This is a genomic window from Aeromonas sp. 19NY04SH05-1 (assembly GCF_040581895.1).
Classification (GTDB): Bacteria; Pseudomonadota; Gammaproteobacteria; order Enterobacterales; family Aeromonadaceae; genus Aeromonas; species Aeromonas enteropelogenes.
Genome location: NZ_CP095328.1, coordinates 1458122 through 1483683 on the forward strand (window position 1 = coordinate 1458122; position 25562 = coordinate 1483683).

The 25562-nt window shown below is 60.2% G+C and carries 20 protein-coding genes; 14 read left to right on the forward strand and 6 right to left on the reverse strand.

Going from position 1 to position 25562, the window contains the following annotated elements; translation table 11 throughout:
• Positions 1 to 26: 26 nt before the first annotated feature.
• Positions 27 to 1301 (reverse strand): adenosylmethionine--8-amino-7-oxononanoate transaminase, encoded by a 1275-nt coding sequence (gene bioA, locus MRK42_RS06905; protein WP_354688958.1) that lies wholly within the window; start codon positions 1299 to 1301, stop codon positions 27 to 29.
• 206 nt (positions 1302 to 1507) lie between these two features.
• Here bioA and bioB point away from each other — a divergent pair, with 206 nt between their 5' ends.
• From bioB to htpX, 5 genes are all read left to right on the forward strand, one after another.
• Positions 1508 to 2605, forward strand: coding sequence for a biotin synthase BioB (gene bioB / locus MRK42_RS06910; RefSeq protein ID WP_354688959.1), 1098 nt, complete (start codon positions 1508 to 1510; stop codon positions 2603 to 2605).
• Positions 2602 to 3798 (forward strand): 8-amino-7-oxononanoate synthase, encoded by a 1197-nt coding sequence (gene bioF / locus MRK42_RS06915; RefSeq protein ID WP_354688960.1) that lies wholly within the window; start codon positions 2602 to 2604, stop codon positions 3796 to 3798. The genes bioB and bioF overlap by 4 nt, the downstream gene beginning before the upstream one ends.
• On the forward strand, positions 3791 to 4612 hold the full coding sequence (bioC, locus tag MRK42_RS06920) for a malonyl-ACP O-methyltransferase BioC (protein ID WP_354688961.1): 822 nt from the start codon (positions 3791 to 3793) through the stop codon (positions 4610 to 4612). Before bioF ends, bioC begins: the two co-directional genes overlap by 8 nt.
• Positions 4613 to 4683: 71 nt before the next feature.
• Positions 4684 to 5361, forward strand: coding sequence for a dethiobiotin synthase (gene bioD / locus MRK42_RS06925; RefSeq protein WP_354688962.1), 678 nt, complete (start codon positions 4684 to 4686; stop codon positions 5359 to 5361).
• A gap of 109 nt (positions 5362 to 5470) precedes the next feature.
• Positions 5471 to 6343, forward strand: coding sequence for a protease HtpX (htpX, locus tag MRK42_RS06930; protein WP_042025577.1), 873 nt, complete (start codon positions 5471 to 5473; stop codon positions 6341 to 6343).
• A gap of 60 nt (positions 6344 to 6403) precedes the next feature.
• Here htpX and MRK42_RS06935 read toward each other — a convergent pair whose 3' ends face one another.
• Together MRK42_RS06935 and MRK42_RS06940 are read right to left on the reverse strand one after the other, a co-directional pair.
• Entirely contained in the window at positions 6404 to 8116 is a 1713-nt protein-coding gene (locus MRK42_RS06935) for a methyl-accepting chemotaxis protein (RefSeq protein ID WP_354688963.1), read from the reverse strand.
• Positions 8117 to 8345: 229 nt separating this feature from the next.
• Positions 8346 to 10154: an MOSC N-terminal beta barrel domain-containing protein gene (locus tag MRK42_RS06940; RefSeq protein ID WP_354688964.1), complete on the reverse strand. Its 1809-nt coding sequence runs from the start codon at positions 10152 to 10154 to the stop codon at positions 8346 to 8348.
• A 363-nt stretch (positions 10155 to 10517) separates the two neighbouring features.
• Here MRK42_RS06940 and MRK42_RS06945 point away from each other — a divergent pair, with 363 nt between their 5' ends.
• The 6 genes from MRK42_RS06945 to yciA all read left to right on the forward strand — a co-directional run bounded on the left by MRK42_RS06945 (position 10518) and on the right by yciA (position 18645).
• Positions 10518 to 12164 carry an NAD(P)-binding protein gene (locus MRK42_RS06945; RefSeq protein ID WP_354688965.1) on the forward strand — a complete coding sequence of 549 codons (1647 nt, stop codon included), beginning with the start codon at positions 10518 to 10520 and terminating at the stop codon, positions 12162 to 12164.
• Entirely contained in the window at positions 12161 to 15736 is a 3576-nt protein-coding gene (gene nifJ / locus MRK42_RS06950; RefSeq protein WP_354688966.1) for a pyruvate:ferredoxin (flavodoxin) oxidoreductase, read from the forward strand. Before MRK42_RS06945 ends, nifJ begins: the two co-directional genes overlap by 4 nt.
• A 247-nt stretch (positions 15737 to 15983) precedes the next feature.
• A complete protein-coding gene (locus MRK42_RS06955) occupies positions 15984 to 16370 on the forward strand; it encodes a hypothetical protein (RefSeq protein ID WP_354688967.1) in 387 nt (128 codons plus the stop codon).
• A gap of 9 nt (positions 16371 to 16379) precedes the next feature.
• Positions 16380 to 17261, forward strand: a complete 882-nt coding sequence (locus tag MRK42_RS06960; protein WP_354688968.1) for a hypothetical protein — start codon at positions 16380 to 16382, stop codon at positions 17259 to 17261.
• 85 nt (positions 17262 to 17346) lie between these two features.
• A complete protein-coding gene (locus MRK42_RS06965) occupies positions 17347 to 18180 on the forward strand; it encodes an NAD-dependent epimerase/dehydratase family protein (RefSeq protein WP_354688969.1) in 834 nt (277 codons plus the stop codon).
• A gap of 60 nt (positions 18181 to 18240) precedes the next feature.
• Positions 18241 to 18645 carry an acyl-CoA thioester hydrolase YciA gene (gene yciA / locus MRK42_RS06970; protein ID WP_354688970.1) on the forward strand — a complete coding sequence of 135 codons (405 nt, stop codon included), beginning with the start codon at positions 18241 to 18243 and terminating at the stop codon, positions 18643 to 18645.
• On the opposite strand, the gene MRK42_RS06975 is transcribed toward yciA, so the two are convergent.
• Positions 18646 to 18870: a hypothetical protein gene (locus MRK42_RS06975; RefSeq protein WP_026458683.1), complete on the reverse strand. Its 225-nt coding sequence runs from the start codon at positions 18868 to 18870 to the stop codon at positions 18646 to 18648. It abuts the gene before it with no gap.
• Positions 18871 to 18966: 96 nt separating this feature from the next.
• On the opposite strand from MRK42_RS06975, the gene MRK42_RS06980 reads away from it, so the two are divergent.
• The 3 genes from MRK42_RS06980 (at position 18967) to MRK42_RS06990 (ending at position 23475) form a co-directional block, all read left to right on the forward strand.
• Entirely contained in the window at positions 18967 to 19812 is an 846-nt protein-coding gene (locus tag MRK42_RS06980) for an endonuclease/exonuclease/phosphatase family protein (protein WP_042025586.1), read from the forward strand.
• A gap of 320 nt (positions 19813 to 20132) precedes the next feature.
• Complete coding sequence (locus MRK42_RS06985; protein ID WP_061475523.1) at positions 20133 to 21083, forward strand: outer membrane beta-barrel protein; 951 nt, start codon at positions 20133 to 20135, stop codon at positions 21081 to 21083.
• A 25-nt stretch (positions 21084 to 21108) separates the two neighbouring features.
• Positions 21109 to 23475 (forward strand): hypothetical protein, encoded by a 2367-nt coding sequence (locus MRK42_RS06990; protein WP_354688971.1) that lies wholly within the window; start codon positions 21109 to 21111, stop codon positions 23473 to 23475.
• Between the two features lie 163 nt (positions 23476 to 23638).
• On the opposite strand, the gene MRK42_RS06995 is transcribed toward MRK42_RS06990, so the two are convergent.
• Both MRK42_RS06995 and dacB read right to left on the reverse strand, forming a co-directional pair.
• Positions 23639 to 23902, reverse strand: a complete 264-nt coding sequence (locus tag MRK42_RS06995; RefSeq protein ID WP_026456982.1) for a GrxA family glutaredoxin — start codon at positions 23900 to 23902, stop codon at positions 23639 to 23641.
• 218 nt (positions 23903 to 24120) lie between these two features.
• Positions 24121 to 25554 (reverse strand): D-alanyl-D-alanine carboxypeptidase/D-alanyl-D-alanine-endopeptidase, encoded by a 1434-nt coding sequence (gene dacB / locus MRK42_RS07000; RefSeq protein WP_354688972.1) that lies wholly within the window; start codon positions 25552 to 25554, stop codon positions 24121 to 24123.
• Positions 25555 to 25562 lie beyond the last annotated feature (8 nt).

Here is a 25562-nt window from a genome sequence, read left to right on the forward strand (position 1 = left end):
CAAATGGCGATGCTCGTCCGTCAGCCTCAATACTCACCCTGATGGATGGCCTCATGAATGGCGCGGGTCAGCACGCCGAGCTCTTCAGGAGTGATGACAAAGGGCGGCATCAAGTAGATGAGCTTGCCAAAGGGGCGGATCCAGGCCCCCAGTTCGACAAACTTGCGCTGGATGCGCGCCACGTCCACCCGCTCCTTCATCTCCACCACGCCGATGGCGCCGAGTACCCGCACGTCGGCCACTGCCGGGTGCAGGGTCAGCTCGACCAATTCGGTGCGCAGTTGGTGCTCGATGGCGCGCACTCGCTCCTGCCAAGGCGAGGCCAGCAGCAGCTCGATGGAGGCATTGGCGACCGCACACGCTAATGGATTGCCCATAAAGGTGGGGCCGTGCATGAAGACCCCCGCTTTCCCGTCGCAGATAGTGCGGGCGACATGTTCGGTGGTCAGGGTCGCCGACAGGGTGAGGTAGCCCCCGGTGAGCGCCTTGCCCAGACACATGATGTCGGGGCTGATGCCGGCCCAGTCGCAGGCAAACAGTTGGCCGGTGCGGCCAAAGCCGGTGGCAATCTCGTCGGCAATCAAGAGCACGTCGAACTCGTCGCACAGGGCGCGCACCCACTGCAGATAGCGCGGGTGGTAGAAGCGCATGCCACCCGCCCCCTGGACGATGGGTTCGAGCACGATGGCAGCGATTTCCTCATGGGTGTCTGCCATAAGCGTCGCCAGCTCCACCACGCAACTCTCGTCCCACTCGGCGTGAAAGCGACAGCTGGGGGCTTCCACGAAATAGTGCTCGGGCAGGAAGCCCTGATAGAGCTCGTGCATGCCGCCATCCGGATCGCACACGCTCATGGCGCCGAAGGTGTCGCCGTGATAGCCGCCGCGCAGGGCAACGAATTTGGTGCGAGGCGTCCCTTTGGCGTGCCAGTACTGCTGCGCCATCTTGAGCGCCACCTCCACTGCCACCGAGCCGGAGTCCGCCAGAAACACCCGATCCAGCCCGGCCGGGGTGATCGCCACCAGCTTGCGACAGAGCTCCACCGCCGGGGCATGGGTCAGGCCGCCAAACATCACGTGGGACATCTTGCCGAGCTGGGCGGTGGCGGCCGCATCGAGCTCAGGCACCTGATAGCCGTGCACGCAGGCCCACCAGGAGCTCATGCCATCCACCAGTTCGCGGCCGTCGCTGAGGGTAAGGGTCACTCCCCTGGCACTGGCCACTTCATAGCAGGGCAGGGGATGGGTGAGGGAGGTATAGGGGTGCCAGACGTGGTGCAGGTCGAATTCTTGGTTGGTCATTTGTTGTTCTGTTGTCAATTTATGAGGTCTGGTCGGTGTTGACAGTCTACGCCTGCTCTCTACACTAGCCAACAATTTCAGCCACTTGGCCCTGCGCGCACTTTTGCTCGCCCGGGCCCGGTGGCGGATTTTGCGCTCCTCTCTTGCAAAGACGTCTTGCAAGCAAGGCGGCGCAGGATCCCACCTATCACAACCGGAAGCCATGTATGAATGCTCTCACCCGGGGCGGCCACGCCCTTCGTCACGACTGGACCCTCGCCGAGGTTCAGGCCCTGTTTGCCCTGCCATTCAACGATCTGCTGTTCCAGGCCCAGACGGTGCATCGCGCCCATTTCGATCCCAACGAGGTGCAGGTGAGCACCCTGCTCTCCATCAAGACCGGCGCCTGCCCGGAAGATTGCAAATATTGCCCCCAGAGCGCCCGTTATCACACCGGGCTCGAGGCCGAGCGGCTGATGGAGGTGGAGAAGGTGCTGGAGCGGGCCCGCGAAGCCAAGGCCAACGGGTCGTCGCGTTTTTGCATGGGGGCGGCCTGGCGCAACCCCAAAGAAAAAGACATGCCCTACATCTTGCGGATGATCGAGGAGGTGCGCGGGCTCGGCATGGAGACCTGCATGACCTTGGGCATGCTCACCGCCGATCAGGCGGCGCGCCTCGGCGCCGCCGGGCTTGACTATTACAACCATAACCTCGACACCTCGCCGGAGTTTTACGGCGACATCATCACCACTCGCACCTATCAGGACAGACTTGATACCCTGGAGCACGTGCGCAGCGCCGGCATGAAGGTCTGCTCCGGCGGTATAGTCGGCATGGGGGAGCAGGCCAAGGATCGGGCGGGCCTGCTGATGGCGCTGGCCAACCTGCCGCGCCACCCGGAGAGTGTACCCATCAACATGCTGGTCAAGGTGAAGGGGACGCCGCTGGAGAACCAGGAAAATCTCGATCCGTTCGAATTTATCCGCATCATCGCCGTGGCGCGCATCATGATGCCTGCCTCCCATGTGCGCCTCTCAGCCGGACGGGAGAAGATGAACGAGCAGATGCAGGCCATGTGCTTTATGGCGGGGGCAAATTCGATTTTTTATGGCTGCAAGCTGCTAACCACCCCGAATCCGGACGAAAACAGCGACATGCAACTGTTCAAGCGGCTCGGCATTCGCCCCGCCCAGCGGGCCCAGAAGCCGGATCAGGTGCAAGAAGAAGAACTGCTTGCCGAGGTGAGTCGCCAGAGCGAGCCAAGGGATCTCTTCTATGATGCCACCAAAACGAAGACCCCCAGTGCCAGCGGCGCTCGCTCATGAACGCCCCCGTGGTAAAGGGCCCCTTTGCGCTGGGAGAGGCGCTGGCAGCGCGTGAGCAGGCCGCCCTGCTGCGCAGCCGCGTTGCCACCGACGGGACGAGTGGCGGGCGACTCAGGGTGGCGGGGCGAGAGTACCTCAACTTCTCCGCCAACGACTATCTGGGGCTGGCCGGTCACCCCGCCATCAAGGCCGCCTTCAAAGAGGGCATCGAGCGCTATGGCGCCGGCGCGGGCGCCTCGCCGCTGGTGACCGGTTACAGCCGCGCTCATCAGCAGCTGGAAGAGACGCTGGCTGACTGGCTTGGGCTGGAGGCGGTACTGCTCTTCAACTGCGGCTTTTCCGCCAATCAGGCGGTGCTGAAAGCCTTGCTCGGCAAGGATCATCTGCTGTGGCAAGACAGGCTAAACCACGCCTCCCTGCAGGAGATGGGCAGCCAGCTTCCCTGCAAGATGAAGCGCTTTGGCCACAACGATATGGCGGCTCTTGAACGGTTGCTTGAGCCAAACCGCGGGCTCATCGTCTCGGAAGGGGTGTTCAGCATGGATGGGGATCAGGGCCCCTGGGGTGAGCTCGCAGCCCTGGCCGCCCAAAGCGGCAACTGGCTGATGATTGACGACGCTCACGGCCTCGGTGTGCTGGGATCCGAGGGGCGTGGCACCCTGGCGGCCCAGGGGGTGGATCCTGTCCGAGTGCACATCCAGATGGGCACCTTTGGCAAGGCGCTCGGGGTAGCTGGCGCGTTTGTCGGCGGCAGTCGCGAGCTGGTGGAGTATCTGGTGAACTTCGCCCGCCACTATGTCTACAGCACCCATATGCCGGCTGCCCAGGCGTGCGCCGTGAGCCAGAGCATCGAGCTGGTGCGCGGGGCCGACGAGTCCCGTGCCCGGCTTGCTCGCCTTATCGCCCGCTTTCGGCAAGGGGCGCAGGCATTGGATTGGCAGCTTGGCGCGAGCGATACCCCCATCCAGCCGTTGCTGGTGGGGGAGAGCGGTGCTGCCCTGCGACTAGCCGAGCGGCTGCGGGGGTGCGGCGTCTGGGCCGGTGCCATCCGTCCGCCCACTGTGCCGGTCGGCACGGCGCGTCTTCGCATCACCTTGAGCGCCGCTCACCGCGATGAGGATATCGATCGGCTGCTTGATGCCCTCGGCCCTTGCCCCTTTGTCTATAGCGCGAGAGGCACCCAGGATGCATGAGCGTTTTCAGTCGGTCGACAAGGCCCGCCTCGCCCGCCGCTTCGGCGCCGCCGCCCGACACTACGATGCCCACGCCCGCTTTCAGCAGGAGGTGGGGCAGGCGCTGTTGGGGTTGATGCCGCAGGGACCGACCAGTCTGGTTGGATGCGATGTGGCCCGCGCCGGGCTGGATCTCGGCTGCGGCACCGGATATTTTCTGCCCGCGCTCGCCGATCGCTGTCAGAGCCTGGTGGGGCTGGATCTCGCCCCCGGCATGCTGGCCCGGGCCGCGGAGCGCGGCAGCGGCGCCCGCCTGGTGTGTGGCGATGCCGAGCAGTTGCCCTTTGCCGACGAGGCGTTTGATTGGGTCTTCTCCAGCTTGGCCCTGCAGTGGTGCGAGCGGCCGGCCCAGGCCTTTGGCGAGCTGATGCGGGTGCTCAGACCCGGTGGCCAGCTCTTTTTTTCCACCCTGCTGGACGAGTCGCTCTGGCAACTGCGCACCGCCTGGCAACAGGTGGACGGCCGTGCCCATGTCAATCGCTTCCTCAGCCTGCCACAATTGGAGCAGGCGCTGGCGGCGGCCGGGGTCACCGCTCCCCGCTTGCAGTGCCAGACCTGGGATCTTGCCTATCTTGATGTGACCCAGCTGCTGCGTGATCTCAAGGGCATCGGCGCCAATGAGGTCAACGACAACCAAGCCAACAGCGGCGTGGGTCTGAGCGGCCGCGCCCGCTTGCAGCGTCTTGGCCAGGCCTACGAGGCCTTTCGCCAGCCGGATGGCCAGCTGGTCGCCAGCTATCGGGTCTGTCTTGGCCGGATCGACAAACCGGTCTGACGCGAAGCGGATGTTGGAATTGCGGCGTGGCAGGGGCAGTGAGCTCGCTGTCACGCCAGGGAGAGAAGAAGATGAAATCATTTTTTATTACCGGCACGGATACCGACGTGGGCAAGACCCTGGTGGCCCGCACCCTGCTTAGGGAGTTCAGCGCCCAGGGGATCCGCTGCGCAGGCTACAAACCGGTGTCAGCGGGCTGTGCCCGCACCTCGGACGGGCTTCGCAACCTCGACGCCGTGCTCTTGCAGGAGGCGGCGAGTGTTGCGCTGCCTTACGATCTGGTCAATCCGTTTGCCTATGAGCCCCCCATCGCCCCCCATATCGCCGCCAGCGAAGTGCGCCAGCCCATCGACATGCAGGGGATCAGCGAGGGGCTGCGCAAGATTGAGCAGGCCGGGGCCGAGCTGACCGTGGTTGAAGGGGCGGGAGGCTGGTATCTGCCGCTGGATCGCCAGCATCTGATGTCGGACTGGGTGAAGCAGGAGAACATGGCGGTGATCATGGTAGTGGGAGCCAAGCTGGGCTGTCTCAATCATGCGCTGCTCACCTTTGCCGCCATTCGCAACGACAACCTGCCGGTGGCGGGCTGGGTCATCAACCGGCTGCATGGCGCCATGAGCCACTATCAGGAAAATCTGGACACCTTGAGAGGCTTGATACCTGCTCCGTTTTTGGGTGAAATCCCCTTTGTAAACAATCCACTTGAAGCGAATTTGCAGGGACGGCTGGATATCTCCCCACTGCTGTGACGACACATTCAGCGAACATTCATCGAATTTTCCTAGAATGTGGGCATTAACATGGGCAGGAGAGATCCGTTTTCCCCGTCCGTGTCCCTTATTTTCACAAGGAGTCTATATGAAGCGAATAATGCTATTCCTGGTGACCAACCTGGCCGTCATGCTGGTGCTGGGGGTGGTACTCAACATCCTGTTCTCGGTTCTGGGGATCAACAAGTCCAGCATTTCCGGTCTGTTGGTATTCTGTGCCGTGTTCGGTTTTGGGGGCTCCTTCATCTCCTTGCTGATGTCCAAGTGGATGGCCAAGCGCAGCTATGGCGTCCAGGTCATCGAACAGCCCCGCAACGAGACCGAGCACTGGCTGGTGAGCACTGTGGCCCGTCAGGCCCGTGAAGCCGGCATCAAGATGCCGGAAGTGGGTATCTACGATTCCCCCGAGATGAACGCGTTCGCCACCGGCGCCCGTCGTGACGACTCGCTCGTCGCTGTTTCGTCCGGGCTGCTCTACAGCATGAGCCGCGATGAGGCGGAAGCCGTGCTGGCCCACGAGGTGAGCCACGTGGCCAACGGCGACATGGTTACCCTGACCCTGATCCAGGGGGTGGTGAACACCTTCGTAATGTTCTTCGCCCGCATCGTGGCCGGCGTCATCAGCAACTTCTTCAGCTCCAACAATGAGGAAGAGAGCAGCAGCACCGGCGGTTTTGCCTACATGATTACCGTATTCGTGCTGGAGATGGTGTTCGGCGTGCTGGCCTCCATGATCGTCATGTGGTTCAGCCGTCAGCGTGAGTTCCGCGCCGACGCCGGCGCCGCCAAGCTGGCCGGCCGCGACAAGATGATCGCCGCCCTCGAGCGCCTCTCCCGCGGTGCCGAGCCGCAGATGGAAGGCGCCATGATGGCCTTTGGCATCAACGGCAAGCGCTCCATGAGCGAGCTGTTCATGAGCCACCCGCCCATCGAGCAGCGCATCGCCGCCCTGCGCGGTTAAGCGACTCTGCCATGAAAAACGGCTGCCCTCGGGCAGCCGTTTTGCTTTTAGGCTCCCTGCTCAGAGCTTGAAGTGGGCCATCTCCTGGCGCAGCAGCCGTGACAGCTGCTTGAGCTTGGCCGCCTCCTGGGAGACGTGGCGCGCCGCCTCGCCCGACTGTTCGGAGAGGGAGGTGATATTGCCCACGGTGGAGACCACCTCGTTGGCGGCGGTGGATTGCTCGCGCAGGGTGTGGCTGATCTCCCCCATCAGGCCGGTCAGGTTGGCGGCGTGGCTCTGGATGCTGGCGATGGCCTCGCCGGTCTGGTTGGCCAGGCTCACCCCGCGCGAGACGTTGTTGACTGTGAGCTCCATGCTGCGGATGGAGGTGTCCGCCCCGCTCTGGATCTTGCCTATCATGCCGGTGATCTGCTGGGTCGAGGCCGCCGAACGGCTGGCGAGGTTGCGCACCTCGTCGGCCACCACGGCAAAACCGCGCCCCTGCTCCCCGGCCCGGGCCGCCTCGATGGCGGCATTGAGGGCCAGCAGGTTGGTCTGATCGGCGATGCCGCGGATCACCTCTATGATCTCGGAGATCTGCTGGGTATGGTTGTTGAGGTCGGCAAGGCTGCTGGCGGCATCCCCCACCGTGCTCGAGATGTTCTCTATGCTGTCCAGGGTCTGTTTGATGACGCCGGCCCCCTGCTCCAGGGTATCGGCGGAGACCTTGCTCAGCTCGTCGGCATGGGTGGCGTTGTCGGAGAGGTGGCTGATGCTCACCACCAGCTCTTCAATGGCGGCCGCCATGGTCTGTGTGCTGCTCTGCTGGGAAGTGGCGAAGTGGGCCGTCTGCTCGGCAATCTGGGCAATGCTGTCGGCCGACTCCGACAGCTCGCCGCTGGAGTGGGAGACCTGGGCAATGATCCCCTTGAGGGTGGTCTGCATGCCGGCCAGCAGCGCGATCAGGCTATCTTTGGCCCCGTTCGGTACCTTGATCGGGCGAGAGAAATCCCCCTGGGCCAGGCTGTTCAGCTCGCTTCTGAGCTGATCGACCGAGGTGCCGACCAGATCGAGCAGTGCCTTGTAGGTTCGCCACAGGAAGAACATCAACACCAGACCCAAGGCGATGAAGAGGTAGCGCAACATGGTTGCGAGGCTTGCTGCGTCATCCACCGCCTGCTGGGTACGGGTCTCCATCAAGACGTAGAAGTCGTCGATGGGAGACATGATGCGCCCCTTGTTCTGGTGATAGGCCTTGTCATGCATCATGGCGATCGCCTGTTGCTGGTTGCCGGCCAGATCCCCGTCCTGTTGCTGCACCAGCTTGAAGGCGGCCACCTCGGTGTTGACCAGGGAATCCGAGTTGTTCTTGGCCTCGTTGAGTTTGGCCATCTCCTCTTCGGTAAAGCCGGTGTCCTTCATCAGATCGATGAGGCTGCGGCGCAGCCCGCTGTCGGGTCGCGGGTTCTGGCCCGTGGCGGCGACAAAATCCCAATAGATGCGGTTGTAGCCTTGCGGCCGGTTCTGCTCCCCGTTGCGAATGGCCAGGATCCGCATGTACTGCTGTTCGTAGGCGGGATCCTTGGTGATCACATAGGTGCGGGCCAGCCGGGTCAGATCGTCGGAGGATTGCCGTAGTTCGTCGGCCAGCAAATAGGATTGGTAGCGTTGCTGATAGTTGTGTTCGAGCCTGCTTTCCGACCAGCTGTAGGCAAAAAATACCAGTGACAGCAGGATCAGGGTGACAACCGACAGCAGCAGGTTGAGCTGAAAGGCGGGTCTGTTTTGTTCCATGGTTTGAGCGTTCCTTATTCGCGCCAAAGATACCCCCTTGGGCAGACGGCAGAACCCGCTGTCTTGATGGGGTTTTATTTTTGTTGTGAGTATAGGTGGCTGGTCGGACGGAGCAGGGCGCAGGCCAAGAAAAGCGATGTGACGCCGGGAGAGAGATTACGAAGCAGGGAGATAAAGAGGGAACGCAGGTGGAACAAGGGGGCCGGGAGCCTGGCTCCCGGCCTTGTGATTAACGGGGGCCGATCACCAGATCGGTGAGCGGCACGGCGCAGCAGGTGAGGATCTTGCCTTCGGCCCGCTCGGCGGCCGTGATGGCGGGGGCATCCGGGTGCTCCACCTCGCCCTCGAGCAGGGTCTGCTTGCAGCTGCCGCAGATCCCTGCGCGGCAGCTCCAGGGCAGCTCCACACCCTGCTTGTGGGCCTGATCCAGCACGGTGCCCTGATTGTTGCCGGCAAAGGCGCGCTCGCCGATGCGCAGCTGCACCGCCTGATGGGGACGAGCGACCGAGAGAATGGCGCCACCAAAGCTCTCCTGCTGGATGCGTTCGGCGGCAACGCCCAACCCCAGCAGGCGAGCCGTGGCATCGGCCATAAAGCCGTGGGGACCGCAGACAAACACGTCGCGTCCTGCCAGATCTTTCACCTGTTTGAGGTGTTCATCGGCAAGCCGTCCCTTGAGCCCCTGCCAGTGCTCATCGGGTTGGCTCAGGATCAGGGTGAGGGTCATCCCCTGGCGCGCCATGGCGTGCAACTCGTGGGCGGCCGGAATGTCCGCCTCGCTGCGGCACAGGTGCATAAAGTGAACATCCCCAAGCTCCCCGCGCAAGCCTAAGGTACGGGCGATGGAGAGCATGGGGGTCACCCCCGAACCTGCCGAAAGCAACAGCAAGGACCGTCCTGCCCCCAGGTGAAATTCCCCGGCCGGGTCGCTTGCCAGCAGGCGGTCACCCACCTGCAACTGCTGGTGCAGCCAGTGGGAGATGCGGCCATCGGCCACCTTCTTGACGCTGATGCTGTAACGCTCCGGCTGATCCGGGCTGGCGCTCAGGGTATAGCGGCGTTGAATGCGCTCGTTTTTGATATCCAGGCTGATGGGCAGGTGCTGGCCCGGCAGATAATCCGGCAAGGGCTCGCCGTCGGCTGCCTCGAACCAGAAGGTCTCCAGATCCCGGGTCAGGGGCTCGCGGGCCACGCACACCAGCTCGCGCTTTTTCGGGGCCGCGTTGGGATAGACGGGAGCGCGGGCGGTCTCCAGCACCTCTATCTCGCTGCCCGCCTCGATCCACCCCTCGTTCAGGGCTACCAGATTCTGGCCGAAATAGACCTCTCCATCCTCGCCCCGGCGGTAGCGGGTGAGGGTGGCCAGCGGCTCTTTCAGGGCATTGAAGCGATCCGTGCCAGGCTCCACCGTGGTCATGATGCAGCGGCTGCACGGCTTGGCCACCAGAAACTCCACCTCGCCGATGCGGATCCGCTTCCAGCCGTCCTCCTCGAAGGGGCGAGTGCCGCTTGCCACCAGGTTGGTGCGAAACTGGCTCATCTGGTGCAGAGCATCGGATCTCAGGTTGAGATCCTCAAGCGAACCCTGGCTGATAAGCAGCAAGGGATAGCCATCGGCAAAGCTGACCCGGGTGCCTGTCTTCTCCCGAAAGCGGTTGGACTCTTCGCCAAGCCAGAGCAGCTGCACCCTTTCCCCTGCCACCCGGCTTAGCCATGCATCGGCCAGGGCGTGGGTATGCAGGGCATTGAAGTTGTCCTTCCAGACGCCGGTGGCCTGCGGAGTCAGGCTGAACTCGGCCTCCTGCAATGTGAGCGGCTCGAACCCCGGATAGCGCAGCAGCAGGCCGCCATCAATGGGGGTGGCCTGCACTTGTTGCAGCTGGGGGTGGGTGCGGGCGGTGATGAAGGTGCCATCCGGTTTTACCACCATGTAGCGGCGATCCCCCAGCAGACCCTCCTCGGTGACCCGGGCGCGGGTCAGCGCCATGCCTGCGGTCGATTTGACGGGATAGAGATGAATGCTGTCGAGGGTTGGCATGTCCGGCTCCTTGTGACGTGGCTGCGTTGCCCGGGAAGAGGGCAACATAACGGTTTATGGCGTGAGCGGCAATTACGGCAGGTTGCGGATTTTGGGGCTGGCGATGGCAGGCCGCAGGCGCGTTCACGATGACGACCCGTTTGCATGGGGGCTACATGGGTCACAATTCGGACGCGATTGCCCATAAAATGCAACATTTTTTGATCCCGATCGGCCAAGGCGTACAAAAAACAGTCCACTATCGAGTCAGCTTCCAGTTTCTGACGCTTTCGCTTCTTCCCCTTCCGGCCACCGTCTGCCCAGGCTACACGGTATCAAGCGCATTTGGATGGGGCCTGTCCCACAACAAGAAGAAAGCAATGTATGAGCAAACAACTGGATATGACCCCATTGCCGGATCTCTCCCTGAAAACGGGAACAGGCCCGGTGCGTACCCGGCTACCCGTTTGGCGGCCGGCCCTGCCACCCTGCAATCACGCCTGCCCGGCCGGTGAAAACATTCAAGCCTGGCTCTCCCTGGCCCAGGCCGGGCGCTTTGAAGCGGCCTGGCAGACCCTGATCGAAGAAAATCCTCTGCCTGCCGTCCACGGCCGGGTCTGTTATCACCCCTGCGAGGGCGCCTGCAACCGCGCCCGGGTGGATGAAGCCGTCTCCATTCACGCCATCGAACGCTTTCTCGGTGACGAGGCGCTGGCCCAGGGCTGGCAGCCTGCGCCCCCCGCGCCCGCCAGTGGCAAGAAGGTGCTGATCATAGGGGCGGGCCCCTCCGGGCTTTCTTGTGCCTGGCACCTCAATCGGCTCGGCCATCAGGTGGAGATCCGCGAGGCGGGCCCGCTCGCCGGCGGCATGCTGCGCTTTGGCATTCCCGCCTATCGATTGCCCCGCGACGTGCTGGATCGGGAGGTGGCCCGCATTCTGGCCGCCGGGGTGACGCTGACCCTCAACCACAAGGTGGAGGATGTGCTGCGTGAGCGCGACGAGGGGGGCTTTGACGCCGTCTTTATGGCCATCGGCGCCCATCTGGCCAAGCGGGTCGACATTCCGGCCCGGGAGGCGGGCAAGATCCTCGATGCGGTGAGCTTTCTCGAGCAGGCAAGCCTGGCCGAAGAGCAGGGGCTGCCGCTTCCCAAACTGGGGCGCCGGGTAGCCATCTATGGTGGCGGCAACACCGCCATGGACGCGGCCCGCACCGCCCGCCGCCTCGGAGTGGAGGAGGCGATGATCATCTATCGCCGCGACCGGGATCATATGCCGGCCCACGCCTTCGAGGCTGACGAGGCCGAGGAGGAGGGGATCAAGATCAACTGGCTGCGCAGCATCCGCCAGCTCGACAACACCAACATAGAGGTGGAGGTGATGGCGCTGGATGCAGAGGGCAAGCCGGTGCCCACCGGCCAGTTCGAGACTCTGGAAGCTGACTCCCTCATTCTGGCGCTGGGTCAGGAGGTAGACCTCTCCGTGCTTGAAAGCATTCCGGGCGTGCGGGTCAACCGGGATGGGGTGGTGCAGGTTGGCGAAAACCTGATGACCGACGTACCGGGCCTCTTTGCCGGCGGCGACATGGTGCCCTCCGAGCGCACCGTCACCATTGCCACCGGCCACGGCAAGAAGGCGGCGCGCCACATGGATGCCTGGCTGCGGGGGCGCCACTACCAGAAGATGCTCTCCTATCCGCTGGTGGGGCCGGAGCAGTTGCAGCTCTGGTTCCAGACCCATGCGCCCGCCAGCAGCCAGCCGGTGAAACCGACCTGGGCGCGGGACGACTTTGGCGAGATCATCGGCGGGCTGGACGAAACGGCGGCCCGCTACGAGGCGGCGCGCTGCTACTCCTGTGGCAACTGCTTCGAGTGTGACGGCTGTTACGGCAGCTGCCCCGAGCAGGCCATCGAGAAACTGGGGCCGGGCCACGGTTATCGGGTGGATGCCGAACGCTGCACCGGCTGCGGCGCCTGCCACGACCAGTGTCCCTGCCACGCCATCGAGCTGCGCCAACCACAGGAGTCCCTATGAAACACGAACTGATCATGGTTGACGGCAACGAGGCCGCAGCCCGGGTGGCGTACCAGCTGAGCGAAGTGTGCGCCATCTACCCCATCACCCCGAGCTCGACCATGGCGGAGCTCGCCGATGCCTGGGCCGCGGAGGGACAGACCAACCTCTGGGGCAACATCCCCACTGTGGTGGAGATGCAGAGCGAAGGGGGGGCGGCCGGTACGGTCCACGGCGCCCTGCAGGCGGGGGCGCTCGCCACCACCTTCACCGCCAGTCAGGGTCTGATGCTGATGCTGCCCAACATGTACAAGATCGCAGGCGAATTGACCTCGGCGGTGTTCCATGTGGCGGCCCGTTCGCTGGCGGCCCAGGGGCTCTCGATTTTTGGTGACCATCAAGACGTGATGGCGGCGCGCAGCACCGGCTTTGCCATGCTCGCCTCCGGCTCGGTGCAGGAGGCGCAGGATCTGGCGCTGATTGCCCACAGCGTCACCCTGCAGTGCCGGGTGCCCTTTATTCACTTCTTCGACGGCTTTCGTACCTCCCACGAGGTGAACAAGATAGTCGCGCTGCACAAAGATGAAATTCGGGCACTGATCGACAACGACTGGGTGCGGGCTCACCGTGCGCGGGCGCTGAACCCGGATCATCCGGTGATGCGCGGCACGGCCCAGAACCCGGATACCTACTTCCAGTCCCGCGAGAGCGTCAACCCCTTCTACGAGGCGGTGCCGGCCCGGGTGCAGCAGTGCATGGAGAGCCTCGGCAAGCTGACCGGTCGTCACTACCAGCTGGTGGAGTATCACGGCGCCCCCGATGCCACCGACGTCATCGTGCTGATGGGCTCGGGAGCGGCCACCGCTCGCACCACGGTGGATTGGCTAAACCGGCAGGATCGCAAGACCGGGGTGCTGGTGGTGCGCCTCTATCGCCCCTTCCCGGTGCAGGCGCTGCTCGATGCCCTGCCCGAAAGCGTGCGCCGCATCGCCGTGCTGGATCGCACCAAGGAGCCGGGTGCCGGTGGCGAGCCCCTGCTGCTGGATGTGCAAAGTGCGCTGATTGACGGCTTGCAACGAGGCCTTATCAAGCGCCTGCCTTGGCTGAGCGGCGGTCGCTACGGTTTGTCTTCCAAAGAGTTCACCCCCGCCATGTGCGCCGCCGTGTTTGAGGAGCTCTCCTCCGATGCGCCGCGCCCGCGCTTTACCGTAGGGATTGTGGATGACGTGTCGGGCCTCAGTCTGGCCTGGCACCCCATCGGCGATCTGGAGCCCCCTAGCCGGGTGCGGGCACTGTTCTTCGGCCTCGGTGCCGATGGCACGGTCGGCGCCAACAAGAACAGCATCAAGATCATCGGCGAGCTGGAGGGCTTCCACGCCCAGGGCTACTTCGTCTACGACTCCAAGAAGTCGGGCTCGCGCACCGTCTCCCACCTGCGCTTTGGCCCCGAGCCCATCGACGCCCCCTGGCTTATCGAGCAGGCGAGCTTTATCGGCTGCCACCAGTGGGGCTTTGTGGAGTCGGTGGACCTGCTGGAACACGCCGCAGAAGGGGCGACCCTGCTGCTTAACGCGCCTTTTGAGGCCGATGAGGTGTGGGAGCAGCTGCCCGAGCGGCTGCGCGCCCGCATTCGCGCCCTCAATATCCAGCTCTACTGCATCGACGGGGATCGGGTGGCCGAGCAAAACGGCATGGGCAATCGCATCAACACAGTGATGCAGACCTGCTTCTTCGCCCTGGCCGGCATCTTGCCGCGGGATGAGGCGATCGCGCTTATCAAGGAGAGCATCGAGAAGAGCTATGCCCGCAAGGGGCCCGAGGTGGTGGCGCGCAACTTCGCGGCGGTGGACGATACCCTGGCCCACCTCTACCGGGTGAGCATTCCGGACGGGGAGGACGAGGCGGGTGACTATCCGCTGCCCCTGGCCCCCGGCGGCAGCGAGTTTGTCCAGCGGGTCACAGGCGAGATGCTGGCGGGGCGCGGCGATTTGATCCCCGTCTCCATGCTGCCGGTGGATGGCACTTACCCCACCGCTACCAGCCGCTTCGAGAAGCGGGATATCGCCCGCGAGATCCCTATCTGGCATTCGGATATCTGCATCCAGTGCGGAAACTGCGTCTTCGTCTGCCCCCACGCGGCGCTGCGGGCCAAGTTCTATCACCAGGACTGGCTGGCGAGCGCCCCCGAGGCGGCCCAGTCGGTGCCGGTGACCGCCAGGGGCTTTCCCGACAGCCGCTACACCTTGCAGCTCTATCCGGAAGATTGCACCGGTTGCGGCCAGTGCGTGCAGGCCTGCCCGGTGCGAGCCGGTGCCGATGAAGAGCACGAAGGGGAGCGCGCCATCGTCATGATGGACAAGATGCCGCACCTGGCCGGCCAGAAGCAGGCACTGCACTGGTTCGAGAGCCTGCCGTGGCCTGCCCGCGAGCGGGTGGATTTTTCCACGGTGCGCGGCGCCCAGTTCCTCGAGCCCCTGTTCGAGTTCTCCGGCGCCTGCGCGGGCTGTGGCGAGACGCCCTATCTGAAGCTGCTGACCCAGCTGTTTGGCGATCGCATGCTGGTGGCCAACGCCACCGGTTGCTCCTCCATCTATGGCGGCAACTTGCCGACTACTCCCTGGGCCAAGAACGGCGAAGGCAAGGGGCCGGCCTGGTCCAACTCCCTGTTCGAGGACAACGCCGAGTTTGGCTTTGGCTTCCGCCTCACCGCCGATCAGCACCACGCCCAGGCGGTGGCGGCGCTGCAGGCCATGAAGGGGGATCTCGGTGAGGCACTGGTCGACACCCTCATCAACGCCCCACAGCGGCTGGAGTCGGAGATCCGCGCCCAGCGGGGCCGGGTGGCGCAGGTGCGCGAGCGACTGGAGGAGGTGCGATCAAGCCGGGCCCAGGAGCTGCTCTCGCTCATCGATCAGTTGGTGCGCCGCTCGGTCTGGATCATCGGCGGCGATGGCTGGGCCTATGACATCGGCTCGGCGGGGCTCGATCACGTGCTCGCCTCCGGGCGCGATGTGAACGTGCTGGTAATGGATACCGAGGTCTACTCCAACACCGGCGGCCAGATGTCGAAATCGACGCCGCTCGGTGCCGTCGCCAAGTTCGCGGCGGGGGGCAAGACGCTGGCCAAAAAGGATGTGGCATTGCAGGCCATCTCCTACGGCAACGTCTATGTTGCCCGCATCGCCTTTGGTGCCAACCCGCAGCAGGCGCTGCAAGCGTTGCGCGAGGCCGAGGCCTATCCGGGCCCCTCGCTCATCATCGCCTACAGCCACTGCATCGCCCACGGCATCGATATGGAGCAGGGGCTGACCCAGCAAAAACGCGCCGTGGCCTCCGGTCACTGGCCGCTGATGCGCTACAACCCTGTGTTGCGCAGTGCGGGGCAGAACCCCTTTAGCCTCGACAGCCTGCGCCCCTCCATCCCGCTTGCCGACTACCGGGCCGAGGAGACCCGTTACCGGGTGCTGGCCCAGAGTCATCCGGAAGAAGCGCAGCGGCTGATGCAGGTTGCCCAACAAGTGGCGTGGCAGAAATGGGCCACCTACGAGGAGATGGCTACCCGCGGGGCCAGCCAGTTTCATCCGCCGGTGTGATGATGGGGTGAAATAGGTATGACAAAGCGGGCTATTGGCCCGCTTCGTTGTCAGGTAATATCATAGAAGGCTGTATAAAAATCCCTATTTATCTAGTTGTAAATATGGTCTACTTAACGGCGATATAATGATGTTGTTGATGTGTCATCTATTTGCAGGCTGCATGAGTGGATATGTTGATTGTTATGCAACCAATAGTGGTGCAATATTTATCTAGTTAATTTTAGTTAAATTGAGAGTGGGTTTCATGAAAGAGAAGTTAGAAGTGTTAGAGAAGTTTTTACTCGTTATCACGCTAGTTGTTGGCCTTGCCGCTAGTGGGTGGAAGGGGGCAGAATATATATCTGCACAATCATCTATTATTAATGCGAAAGCCATCCAGGAAAAGGAGATTGGAACTGCACAGCAGTTATTAACAAAAACATACTCTGATTTGCTCGCGAAGCTAGATTTGGATATTCGAGAGATAGATAAGAAACTGGAAGATGAATCATACAAAGGTACACTAGGATGGGAAAAATTATTCTCAATTCGCCAGTCAAAGGTAACTGATCGAAATCAGCTTTTAACATTGTTAGGAAGTCAGGTTACTGAAATGAAAGCTCAAGCTACAAGTGAAAAAACTAAAGAGTAAGGCTATTGAATGGATATTACTACTATACTTAGTTCTGGGGTTATCGCTGGTGCTGTAGCCGGATTTGTTACATTAAGAACTAGTGAACGAAAAATCTCTATAGAAAACATAACTCAACAAAGGCAAATTTGGCGAGATAAAATCAGGCAGTTAGCAATAGATATATGTTCAGCCTACTCAAGGAATGAACGCTATAAAATAAAGTCATATTATATTGAGCTGCAGCTTCTTTTAAATCCTGATGATGGTGACGACCGTGAGATTCTTGATACTGTCTGGAGAATGAAAGAAAGAGAGGTGATTGAAGGTCTTGATATAGAGTTCTCTGAAAAAATATCATTATTGCTTAAACATGACTGGGAACGAGCTAAGCTAGAAGCTAAATCATCAATTATCAGAATAATAAGCGCATATAGGATACCGTATAGTTCATTTAAATATAAACGTATGCCCCAAAAGGATTGTTGTGAGCAAACGACCTCTATAGATATAGAGGCCTCAACGAGAACTAGGGGGTCTTTAATAGAAAATCTTAAGAATTTATTTATCGATGATCCAAAACCAATTTTTGATCATTTTAGAAACATGGGTATTGCTTCAGCTTTTTTATTAGGCGCGAAATCGCTAAAGAGTTTAAACATTAAAAACCCTCCTTCTTTTATTAATGTTGAATCTGTATTTGCTGTATTGTCTGGTTCTGTGGTTGCAATAGCATCTTTATTGTTGGTTATGAATGTTTGTTTTGCAAAAAAGTCTATTGATTCATTTTTTAAAAAAGATTGTTTAGATACATGTTGCATGAGGCTGGTGCCTTCTATCGCTTGGTTTTTGTACACAGCAATAATATCTATTATCTTCTTTATGTATATGTGGGGGTTTATAAAAAATTAGAGGTAGGTTGATTTTTCACTGCCATAGATTATGTATCGGAAAATAAAAGTTACTTTTGGAATAGCGTCAAGCAGGAGAATGGACGATGACAGAGCAATATATCGCCGGGACGATCGGCATTCTGGGGGCGGGGTGGCTGGGGCTGCCGCTGGCGCGGGCCCTGCTGGCGGCTGGCAAACAGGTGGCGGTGACGGTGAGCTCGGACGAGAAGGCGGCCCGTTTGCAGGGGGAGGGGATCCATGCCCATCCGCTGACGATTTCTGCCCATATGCCCGTCGCTGATAAAAAAGAGCAGTGGCCTATCCCCTGCGAGACCCTGGTGATCTGCGTACCGCCAAGCAAGACCGACGATTATCCGCTGGCGGTGGCAAAGGCCTGTCAGCTTGCCAAAGCGCACGGCACCCGGCGAGTGCTGTTTGTCAGTGCCACCTCGGTATGGGGCGCAGGCCAAGCGGAGGGGGAGCAACCCAAGCCGCGTCATGCCCGCGGCGAGCGGATGCTGGCGGCGGAGCAGGCGGTGCAGACGGCCGGTTTCGAGTGCGTGATGATAGTGCGCCCCTCCGGCCTCTATGGCCCGGATCGTCATCCGGGGCGCTTTTTGGCCGGCAAGACCCTGGAGGGGGGCGCCCAGGCGGTCAATCTGGTCCATCTGGACGATGTGGTGGCCGCCTGCCTGCTGCTGCTTGAGCGGGGCAAGGATGGGGATGCCTACAATCTGAGCGCACCGGTTCATCCGCGCCGCGAGCAGTTCTACCCCTTTGCCGCCCGTCAGCTGGGGCTGCCCGTGCCGGTGTTTATCGAGCCTGCCGGGGCGTTTTTGCCCATCGACGGGCTGCGCATCTGCGAGCAACTGGGATTCAACTATCGCTGGCCCGATCCGGCCCACTGGTTCGCCGAGCTGGCGGCCCGTGGCAATTGAGGTTTGCCAAGGGGCAGATCGCCCCCTATCATGCCGCCCATCCATGAGAGAGAGGCAGTAATGATGGTAGATACACAACGTCACCCCGATGGGGAGCTGTTGCTGAGAACTCTGGCGATGCCAGCCGATACCAACCCCAATGGCGACATCTTTGGTGGCTGGATCATGTCCCAGATGGATATAGGTGGGGGCATCATGGCCAAGGAGCTGGCAAAGGGACGTATTTGTACCGTATCCGTCGAGGGCATGACCTTTCACAGCCCGGTGAAAGTAGGGGACGTGGTCTGCTGCTACGGCCGCTGCATGAAGATCGGCCGCAGCTCCATGAAGCTTAAGCTGGAGGTGTGGGTCAAGCCGGTGCTGCGTGAAAACGACGCCCAGCGTTACTGCGTGACCGAGGGGGTCTTTACCTACGTCGCCATCGACGAAAACGGCAAATCCCGCCCGGTTCCGGTGAACGAGTGATCAGAGCAACCGGGCATTGATGATGGATATTTCCTGCTCAAGCCCGGTTTTTTGCCGTATCATGCGTTCCAGCATCTCTTCCGACCCGACGTATTGCAGGGTGTCAAACAGGCAGAGATCGCACTGCGGGTCCCGTCTGATCTGGTAGACGGTGGCAAGTTCCACTTGATGACAATTTCCTTGTTGATCATAAAACGTCACGTTGTACCTGAGTTCTTTTGCCATGGGGGCATCTCCTCCTGGTTGAGCGGAACGGGAACTTATCAGCTTAGTCGGCACTCATGACGTTTGTGATGGTCACAGCACAATGCAAAGTAGCCAATGAAAAATAGTTATCGCATTCTGGGTACCTCTCTGCTGACCCTGGGGTTGGTGGGCTGTTTCGACGTGCCGGATCAGAACCATCTGGTGACCGCGCAAGGAATCGTGCCGGATCTCGATTGCCAACGCCCGCCACTGGTGGCGTTGGCGACCACGGCGCTGCCGCGCGAGTTCGGCATTACCGTGTGGAACCTCTACAAGGGGCAGCGCAAGAACTGGCGCGAGGGGATGGACCAGTACGCCAAGGGGCAGGATCTGGTGCTCCTGCAAGAGTCGGCGACCCGTCCCGAGATGCTCGACTGGCTGCGCGCCGGGAATTTCCAGTGGCAGCAGTTGCAGGCCTTCACCCAGGGTTCGGTTTCGTTTGGCGTGATGACGGTGGCCAAGACCCCGCAGGCGTTCGTCTGTGGCGTGCGCTCTCCCGAACCTCTGCTGCGTATCCCCAAATCCGGGCTGGTGAGCCTCTATCCGCTACAGGGCGATCCTGACGGCGTGCTGGTGATCAACCTCCATGCGGTCAACTTCGAGCTGGGGATGGCCACCTTCCGCGAGCAGCTCAACGATCTGACCGCGCTGGTGCGTCGCCATCAGGGGCCGGTGATCCTGGCCGGGGATTTCAACACCTGGAGCGACAAGCGCCAGTTCTGGCTAAACAAGCTGGTGGACGAGCTGGGCCTGCAGGAGGCCGTGCCCGTGCCCGACTTGCGCCGCACCGCCTTCGGCCGTCCGCTCGACCACCTCTACTACCGCAATCTGGACCTGGTGGAGGTGAGCTCGCCCGCGACCGATTCCTCCGATCACAACCCCATCATCGCTCGCTTTGCGGCCCAGTCGCTGACTCCCTGACAAGGGATGATGTGCGAGTTTTGCCCATAAAAAATCCGGCGCCATTGGCGCCGGATTGCTTTCGGAGGGCATTGCTATCCCTCTTGGCTTCCCTCTGTTACATCCATCGTGTTCATAGTCCCCTCCCTGGCTCAGGAAAATCGCGAAGGTAATCTCATCTGTCAACGCTGTGTGAATGGCGGGTGTAGAGATCAGACTTGCCTGCATCCTGTTTTGGTTGTGCATCAATAATGGCGTGTCGTCACATCTTTACCAAATGGATTTGAATGAGGCGATTGCTCTCCTTAACATGGTTGAGGATATGCAATGGACGCGTTGATATGAAAAATAAAGCTTTTGTTATCACTATGTTGACCTTGACCCATCTCTCCACTGCACAGGCTGTGACGCCTTATTCCGGGGTTCGTTTGGGGTGGTCCTACTATCAGGATGGCTGCGAGGCCTGGGCAACGGGTTGCAACCGTGATGCACTTGGTGCCGGCCTGTTTGGCGGGGTAGAAGTCAATGACTGGCTGGCTCTGGAAGCGGGTTACACCTGGCTTGGCAAAGCGAAGGGGGAGTACAGGGCTGGCAATGTGGAAGGCACCATGCAAAGTGCCGATTTTTCTACCAAATTGACCTATCCCCTGGCCGAGCGTCTGGATCTTTATGGTCGAATTGGTGCCACCCATTGGTGGGGAAAAGTTGAGGGGGACAATTACCATCAATCTGATCGGGGCTGGGATGCGCTCTTTGCCACAGGAGTCGAATATGCGCTCAGTGAGCGCTGGCGAGCCCGTCTTGAGTATCAATATATTGATGGGCTGGGCAGTGATCTGCTTGGGCAAAGTGATCATCACCTGACCTCCCTTGGCATTGTTTATCGCTTCGCAGCTGATCCCGCTCCGGTTATCGCCGTCGTGCCTCCCGAGGTCTCTCCTCCTCCCGAAAAAGTACAGCTAGCCCCTCTCTCTGCTGAAACCCTGTTTGCTTTCGACAGTGCCAGGTTGCGTGATCCGACACCTTTGCAGCCTCTACTCGAGCGTCTTCAGCAGGCAGAAAAAAGCCGACTGGTCATTGTTGGTCATACCGATAACCGGGGGGCTGATGCCTATAACCAACGTCTGAGCCAGCAACGAGCCGATGCGGTTGTCCGCTGGTTGACAGAACAAGGCATTGCTCCTTCCCGTCTGGATGCCCAGGGGGCCGGGGAATTGCAACCTGTCGCCAGCAATGAGACGACAGTCGGCAGGGCGCTCAACCGCCGTGTAGAACTCCACTGGCAACCCTGAATGATTGAGAGACAAGGAGTCCTGAATGAATCGTTTTGTTATCTCATGTGCCTTGCTGTTGGCTGGTTGTGGCGGCAATGGTGATGATGGTTTCCCCAGTCGTCCCGACGTAACCCCACCAGTTGCCGAGTGGCAGATCCCCGAAGCACATTTGCTTGATATTGATGGTCAAGCTTTGGCGGGATCGTCCCTGGAAGGTAGCTACTTTTTTGTTGACCCAAATACTCCAGCACGCCCGGAAGGCAACAGTGAGCTGGTGTGGCGCGAGAGTCAGGGTGGCGCCCTGGGTCAGGGATATGTTCTGGATTTGACTTCCGACATGGTGGGTAAACGTCTGGCGTTTTGTGTTACCCCTGTCGCGCAAGGTGTCAGTCAGACTCGAGGAGAGGAGCGTTGCAGTCTGCCGATGATAGTGACCCAGCCGACCGGCTATGCTCCCGAGGCCCTGGCTGTGGCATTGTCCAATGCAGGGGGCTTGACCGTCGGTGATACCGTTACCGGGCTTTACACCTATCAGGATGCTGACCCACAAGATCGCGAGGGGAGTAGTCGTTATAGCTGGCTGGCCGATGGTGTGGCCATTGCCGGTGCCAATACTCCATCGTTGATACTGACCGCCGCGCAACAGGGAAAGCAGATCATTTTCTGTGTGCGTCCCGCATCGGTGCCAAGGGATCCTTATAACAATCCGACGCTGGGACAGCGACGCTGCAGCGATGCCTCGGCTGCCGTGGCTGCCAAGGTGGGTCAAGCTCCCGAGGTTGCCCGCATAAACATTCTGGGGTCATCAGCAATCGGCAGCACCCTGTATGGCAGCTATTTGTTTGCAGACCCGGACGGAGATAAGGAAGGGAACAGTATTCGCCTGTGGAAGCGGGATAATGTGGCCATTGCTGGGCAAAACAGCAGGAGCTATCAATTGGTTGAGAGTGATCTGGGAGCCATGATCGGCTACTGCGTCACGCCGGTAGCTCAGACCGGCCTGCCAGATACCGGAAATGAGAGATGTACGATAACCGGGCCTGTTGTAGCCAATCCGAGTGGGGTAGCTCCGACGGCCACGCCAGTGATCAACATAAGCAATGGTGGGTGGCCAGAGGCAGGTGCAGTGCTGCGAGGCAGTTATCAATATTTCCCATCGGTCACAGCCAGACCTGAGGGCAACAGCGTATCTTTCTGGCGTGTTGAAAACCGGGATCAACTCTGTAGCGGCCAACCTTGTGATTACACCATCAGCAATGATGATATCGGTCTGGCCATCCAATATTGTGTGGTTCCCATTGATAATGCTGGCTTGTCCGGTTCACTGAGTTGTACCCAGATGACGGGGGCTGCGATTACTCTGCATGGCTATTTTGAATACAACCGTAATCTTTACGCTCGTATTGTCGGACTGAGCGGCACTTCCCGTTGGCTGGTGGATACCTCAAACACTCAGGGGCCCGAGCATAATGACAATATGACCGAGCCACTGGGATCCTTTCACATTCCGGCCTATCGCATCGGAACCAGTCTGTATGCCGCATTGCGTGGTCAGCTCGGATTTACCAGCGATGCGGTGACGGATTTGAATGGTAACGGCATGCTGGACAACCGCGAATGGGCGGACGGGATCCGTAATGGCACGGCTCCTACTATCGATGCGCGTCATTTTGTTGGCAAAGAGGTGAAATTCTGCCTGCAAACTACTGAGTATGGTGAGATATGCCTTAATGCATCCGAGAGCAGGGGGGCTGGCGATACATTATGTCAGGATGCGAGCCAGTGTGTTGTGGGGGGCGTTTATTACAATGCCAGCAATGCGTTGAAACGGGGTATTTCACCCGTTACTCGTCTGTTGCTGGCTGGCAACGACAGTTATGGTAATCCCATTGATGGCTCGGCTTATTTCCATCGTCCCTTGAGCAAAGCCGAGGCAACGCTCAAGGCGCAGGCTGGTTTTGGTAGTTCTCTGCCGGATCCGGAGGCTTCAGGCACTCTCACTCAGGGGGGGATTAATTGGGGGCTATTTAGTCATGCAGCTCCTGCTCCGATATCAACCAGTCATGCTCTGCAACTGTGTCGTAACCTGACTAACGGAGATCCTGTTGGCAGCTGGTCGTTGCCTGTTGAGAGTGATGCTTATCCAACAGATAACCATGCTGCACCAAATGGTGATAACCAGGCTCCAACCACGGCAGGGCTGAACTTGTTAAGCTTGTGGCAGCTGCGTTTTGGCGGTCAGGTAACGCCAGTTAACGAGCTGGATCCTCTTTTTGGTTGGCCTAAGAAGGAGGTATGGAGTGCAACCCTTGGAACGACTGGAACACACAAAGCGGTCAGCTGGCAATTGGGCAACAATGTGGCCAACTGGCGCGATAGCAGTGCTTTGCTAGTCAGCTGTATTCAATAAGCAGCATTATCGCTACCGATGGTGTTGTCGGAGTTCAGTGTTCGCTGAGTACTGGTCGAGAGCATTGTCAATGTTGACTTAAAAGTCACTTAAAAAGAAAGCGGAGCCAACACTTTTGGCTCCGCTTTGTTATGGTTTGATGCCCCTCGCCGAGGGGAAGCAATCACTGATAGAGGCCCAGATGCTCTTTGGCGTAGGCTTCGAAATCGGTGCAGCCACCGATGTGCTGCTCGTCCAGGAAGATCTGCGGCACGGTATTGACCGGCTTGCCGGCGCTCTTGGCCAGATCTTCCTTGGTGATGCCTTCTGCGTGGATGTCCACGTAGCGGAATTTGAAATCGTCGCGCTGCTCGACCAGCTGCTCGGCGATCTGCTTGGCGCGGACACAATAGGGGCAACCCGGGCGACCAAAAATCACTGCAAACATCTTATCTCTCCGTTATGGGGTCGTTAATTGAGGCTGGGCCCAGCATAGCCTCGCCTCGTGCTGACTTAAAGCTGAAATTGTCGATACCCTGCTGCGAGTGGCTCTATCGGCTCAACCCTGTGTGGCGAGCAGTCGAGAAGCGCTTTGGCTCGCCGTATCAAGCCGGGCTGGGTGTTATCGGGGCAGCCTGACGGTTGCCCCTGTTGTAATCGAGTGGGTTACTGGGCGGCAATCTGGATGGGTTGCTGCTGATAGATGCTCTCCAGCACGCCTTTTTCGAACACGGTCCAGGGCCAGGGCGCCTTGCTGGCACGATAGCGCTCGTGGGTGGCCGGATCCTGCGACAGGCCGCGCTGGAAGATGACGAAAGCCTTGCGTTGGCCACCGGCGGTGTCGATAAAGCCCGCCAGGTTGGAGGTGCCTGTGATGGTGCCGGTCTTGGCATGGACCTTGTTTTTCATCATGGGGGCAGTGACGCTGCGTCGCCAGGCCAGGGTGCCATCCACCTGGGAGCTTGGCAGCAGCTTGATGAAGTCGAGCTCGGCATCATTTTTCTGGATGAAGTTCAGCACCGACAGCATCTGGCGGGCGCTGATGAGATTGTGAGCAGAGAGGCCGGAGCCATCGGCCAGGGTGGCGTTGCCAAGGTCAATGCCGTGTTTGGTGAGGATGGCGCGCACTGCCATGGTGCCGCTGCGATAGCTGCCCGGCTTGTTGTAGTAGTGGCGGCCAACGGTTTTCAGGAAGGTGTCGGCGTAGAGGTTGTCCGATTTCTTCAGCATTTTGGCCAGCATGATGGGCAGGGAGACCGAGTAGTGGGTCGCCAGGGTCTGGGCACCGACCGGTGCCTTGTGGGTGATCCGCAGCAGACCGTCGTGCTTGATGCCGGCCCTGTCCATCGCCCAGCGGATGTTGTCCCAGCCCCAGGCTTCTACATCGTGAATGGCAAAGCGCAGCCCCTGGGGCTCCTTGTTCGGGGTGATGCAGCCCTTGAGCTCATAGAAGTTGCCCTTGGCCATGTCCACTTCCAGGGCGCAGAACTGGCGTGCCATGTCGCCATAGCTCATCACCTCCACGTTGTCGGCACCGACGCCGATGGCGACACCTTTGGCGACATTGCCCACCGCCGGCTTGCCGATCTGGGTGGCGGTGATGGTGGCGTAGGCGCAGTTCTTGTCGATGATGACGGAGGAGACGGGCGCTGCGAAGCAGAGGGTCTGATCCCCCCACGACCAGCCATTGCCGCGTTCATAGCCGTTGTAGGCGCCGGTATTGACGTAGACATTGCCATTGATGCGGTTGATGCCGAGCTGCTTGAACAGGGCCAGCAGATCCATTTTCGACAGGGTGGGGTCGCCGACGAAGTTGATCCAGATATCGCCGTTGATGGCGTTGCCCTGCTTGGCACCGGGCTCGGCCTGGATATCGGTGGCGAAGCGGAAGTCGGCACCCAGCTCCAGGCGGGCGGCCAGGGCGGTCAGCACCTTCATGGTAGAGGCGGGGGCAATCATGTCATCCGCGTTGCGGGCAAACTCAATGCCGTTGTTGCCCAGCACTATGATGGCGTACTGGCCACCCTTGGGTGGGGTGAGCGGGGTGGCGTGAACCGCCATGGAAACGAGGGCGCAAAAACCAATCAACAGCCGCAGCATAGGATCCT

Coding starts and splice junctions, on each gene's coding strand:
- dacB (WP_354688972.1), bottom strand. CDS start 25,554: ATGCTGCGGCTGTTGATTGGTTTTTGCGCCCTCGTTTCCATGGCGGTT.
- bioC (WP_354688961.1), top strand. CDS start 3,791: ATGCATGAGCGTTTTCAGTCGGTCGACAAGGCCCGCCTCGCCCGCCGC.
- MRK42_RS06965 (WP_354688969.1), top strand. CDS start 17,347: ATGACAGAGCAATATATCGCCGGGACGATCGGCATTCTGGGGGCGGGG.
- MRK42_RS06985 (WP_061475523.1), top strand. CDS start 20,133: ATGAAAAATAAAGCTTTTGTTATCACTATGTTGACCTTGACCCATCTC.
- htpX (WP_042025577.1), top strand. CDS start 5,471: ATGAAGCGAATAATGCTATTCCTGGTGACCAACCTGGCCGTCATGCTG.
- bioF (WP_354688960.1), top strand. CDS start 2,602: ATGAACGCCCCCGTGGTAAAGGGCCCCTTTGCGCTGGGAGAGGCGCTG.
- bioB (WP_354688959.1), top strand. CDS start 1,508: ATGAATGCTCTCACCCGGGGCGGCCACGCCCTTCGTCACGACTGGACC.
- yciA (WP_354688970.1), top strand. CDS start 18,241: ATGATGGTAGATACACAACGTCACCCCGATGGGGAGCTGTTGCTGAGA.
- MRK42_RS06995 (WP_026456982.1), bottom strand. CDS start 23,902: ATGTTTGCAGTGATTTTTGGTCGCCCGGGTTGCCCCTATTGTGTCCGC.
- nifJ (WP_354688966.1), top strand. CDS start 12,161: ATGAAACACGAACTGATCATGGTTGACGGCAACGAGGCCGCAGCCCGG.
- MRK42_RS06980 (WP_042025586.1), top strand. CDS start 18,967: ATGAAAAATAGTTATCGCATTCTGGGTACCTCTCTGCTGACCCTGGGG.
- bioA (WP_354688958.1), bottom strand. CDS start 1,301: ATGACCAACCAAGAATTCGACCTGCACCACGTCTGGCACCCCTATACC.
- MRK42_RS06940 (WP_354688964.1), bottom strand. CDS start 10,154: ATGCCAACCCTCGACAGCATTCATCTCTATCCCGTCAAATCGACCGCA.
- MRK42_RS06975 (WP_026458683.1), bottom strand. CDS start 18,870: ATGGCAAAAGAACTCAGGTACAACGTGACGTTTTATGATCAACAAGGA.
- MRK42_RS06955 (WP_354688967.1), top strand. CDS start 15,984: ATGAAAGAGAAGTTAGAAGTGTTAGAGAAGTTTTTACTCGTTATCACG.
- MRK42_RS06990 (WP_354688971.1), top strand. CDS start 21,109: ATGAATCGTTTTGTTATCTCATGTGCCTTGCTGTTGGCTGGTTGTGGC.
- bioD (WP_354688962.1), top strand. CDS start 4,684: ATGAAATCATTTTTTATTACCGGCACGGATACCGACGTGGGCAAGACC.
- MRK42_RS06960 (WP_354688968.1), top strand. CDS start 16,380: ATGGATATTACTACTATACTTAGTTCTGGGGTTATCGCTGGTGCTGTA.
- MRK42_RS06935 (WP_354688963.1), bottom strand. CDS start 8,116: ATGGAACAAAACAGACCCGCCTTTCAGCTCAACCTGCTGCTGTCGGTT.
- MRK42_RS06945 (WP_354688965.1), top strand. CDS start 10,518: ATGAGCAAACAACTGGATATGACCCCATTGCCGGATCTCTCCCTGAAA.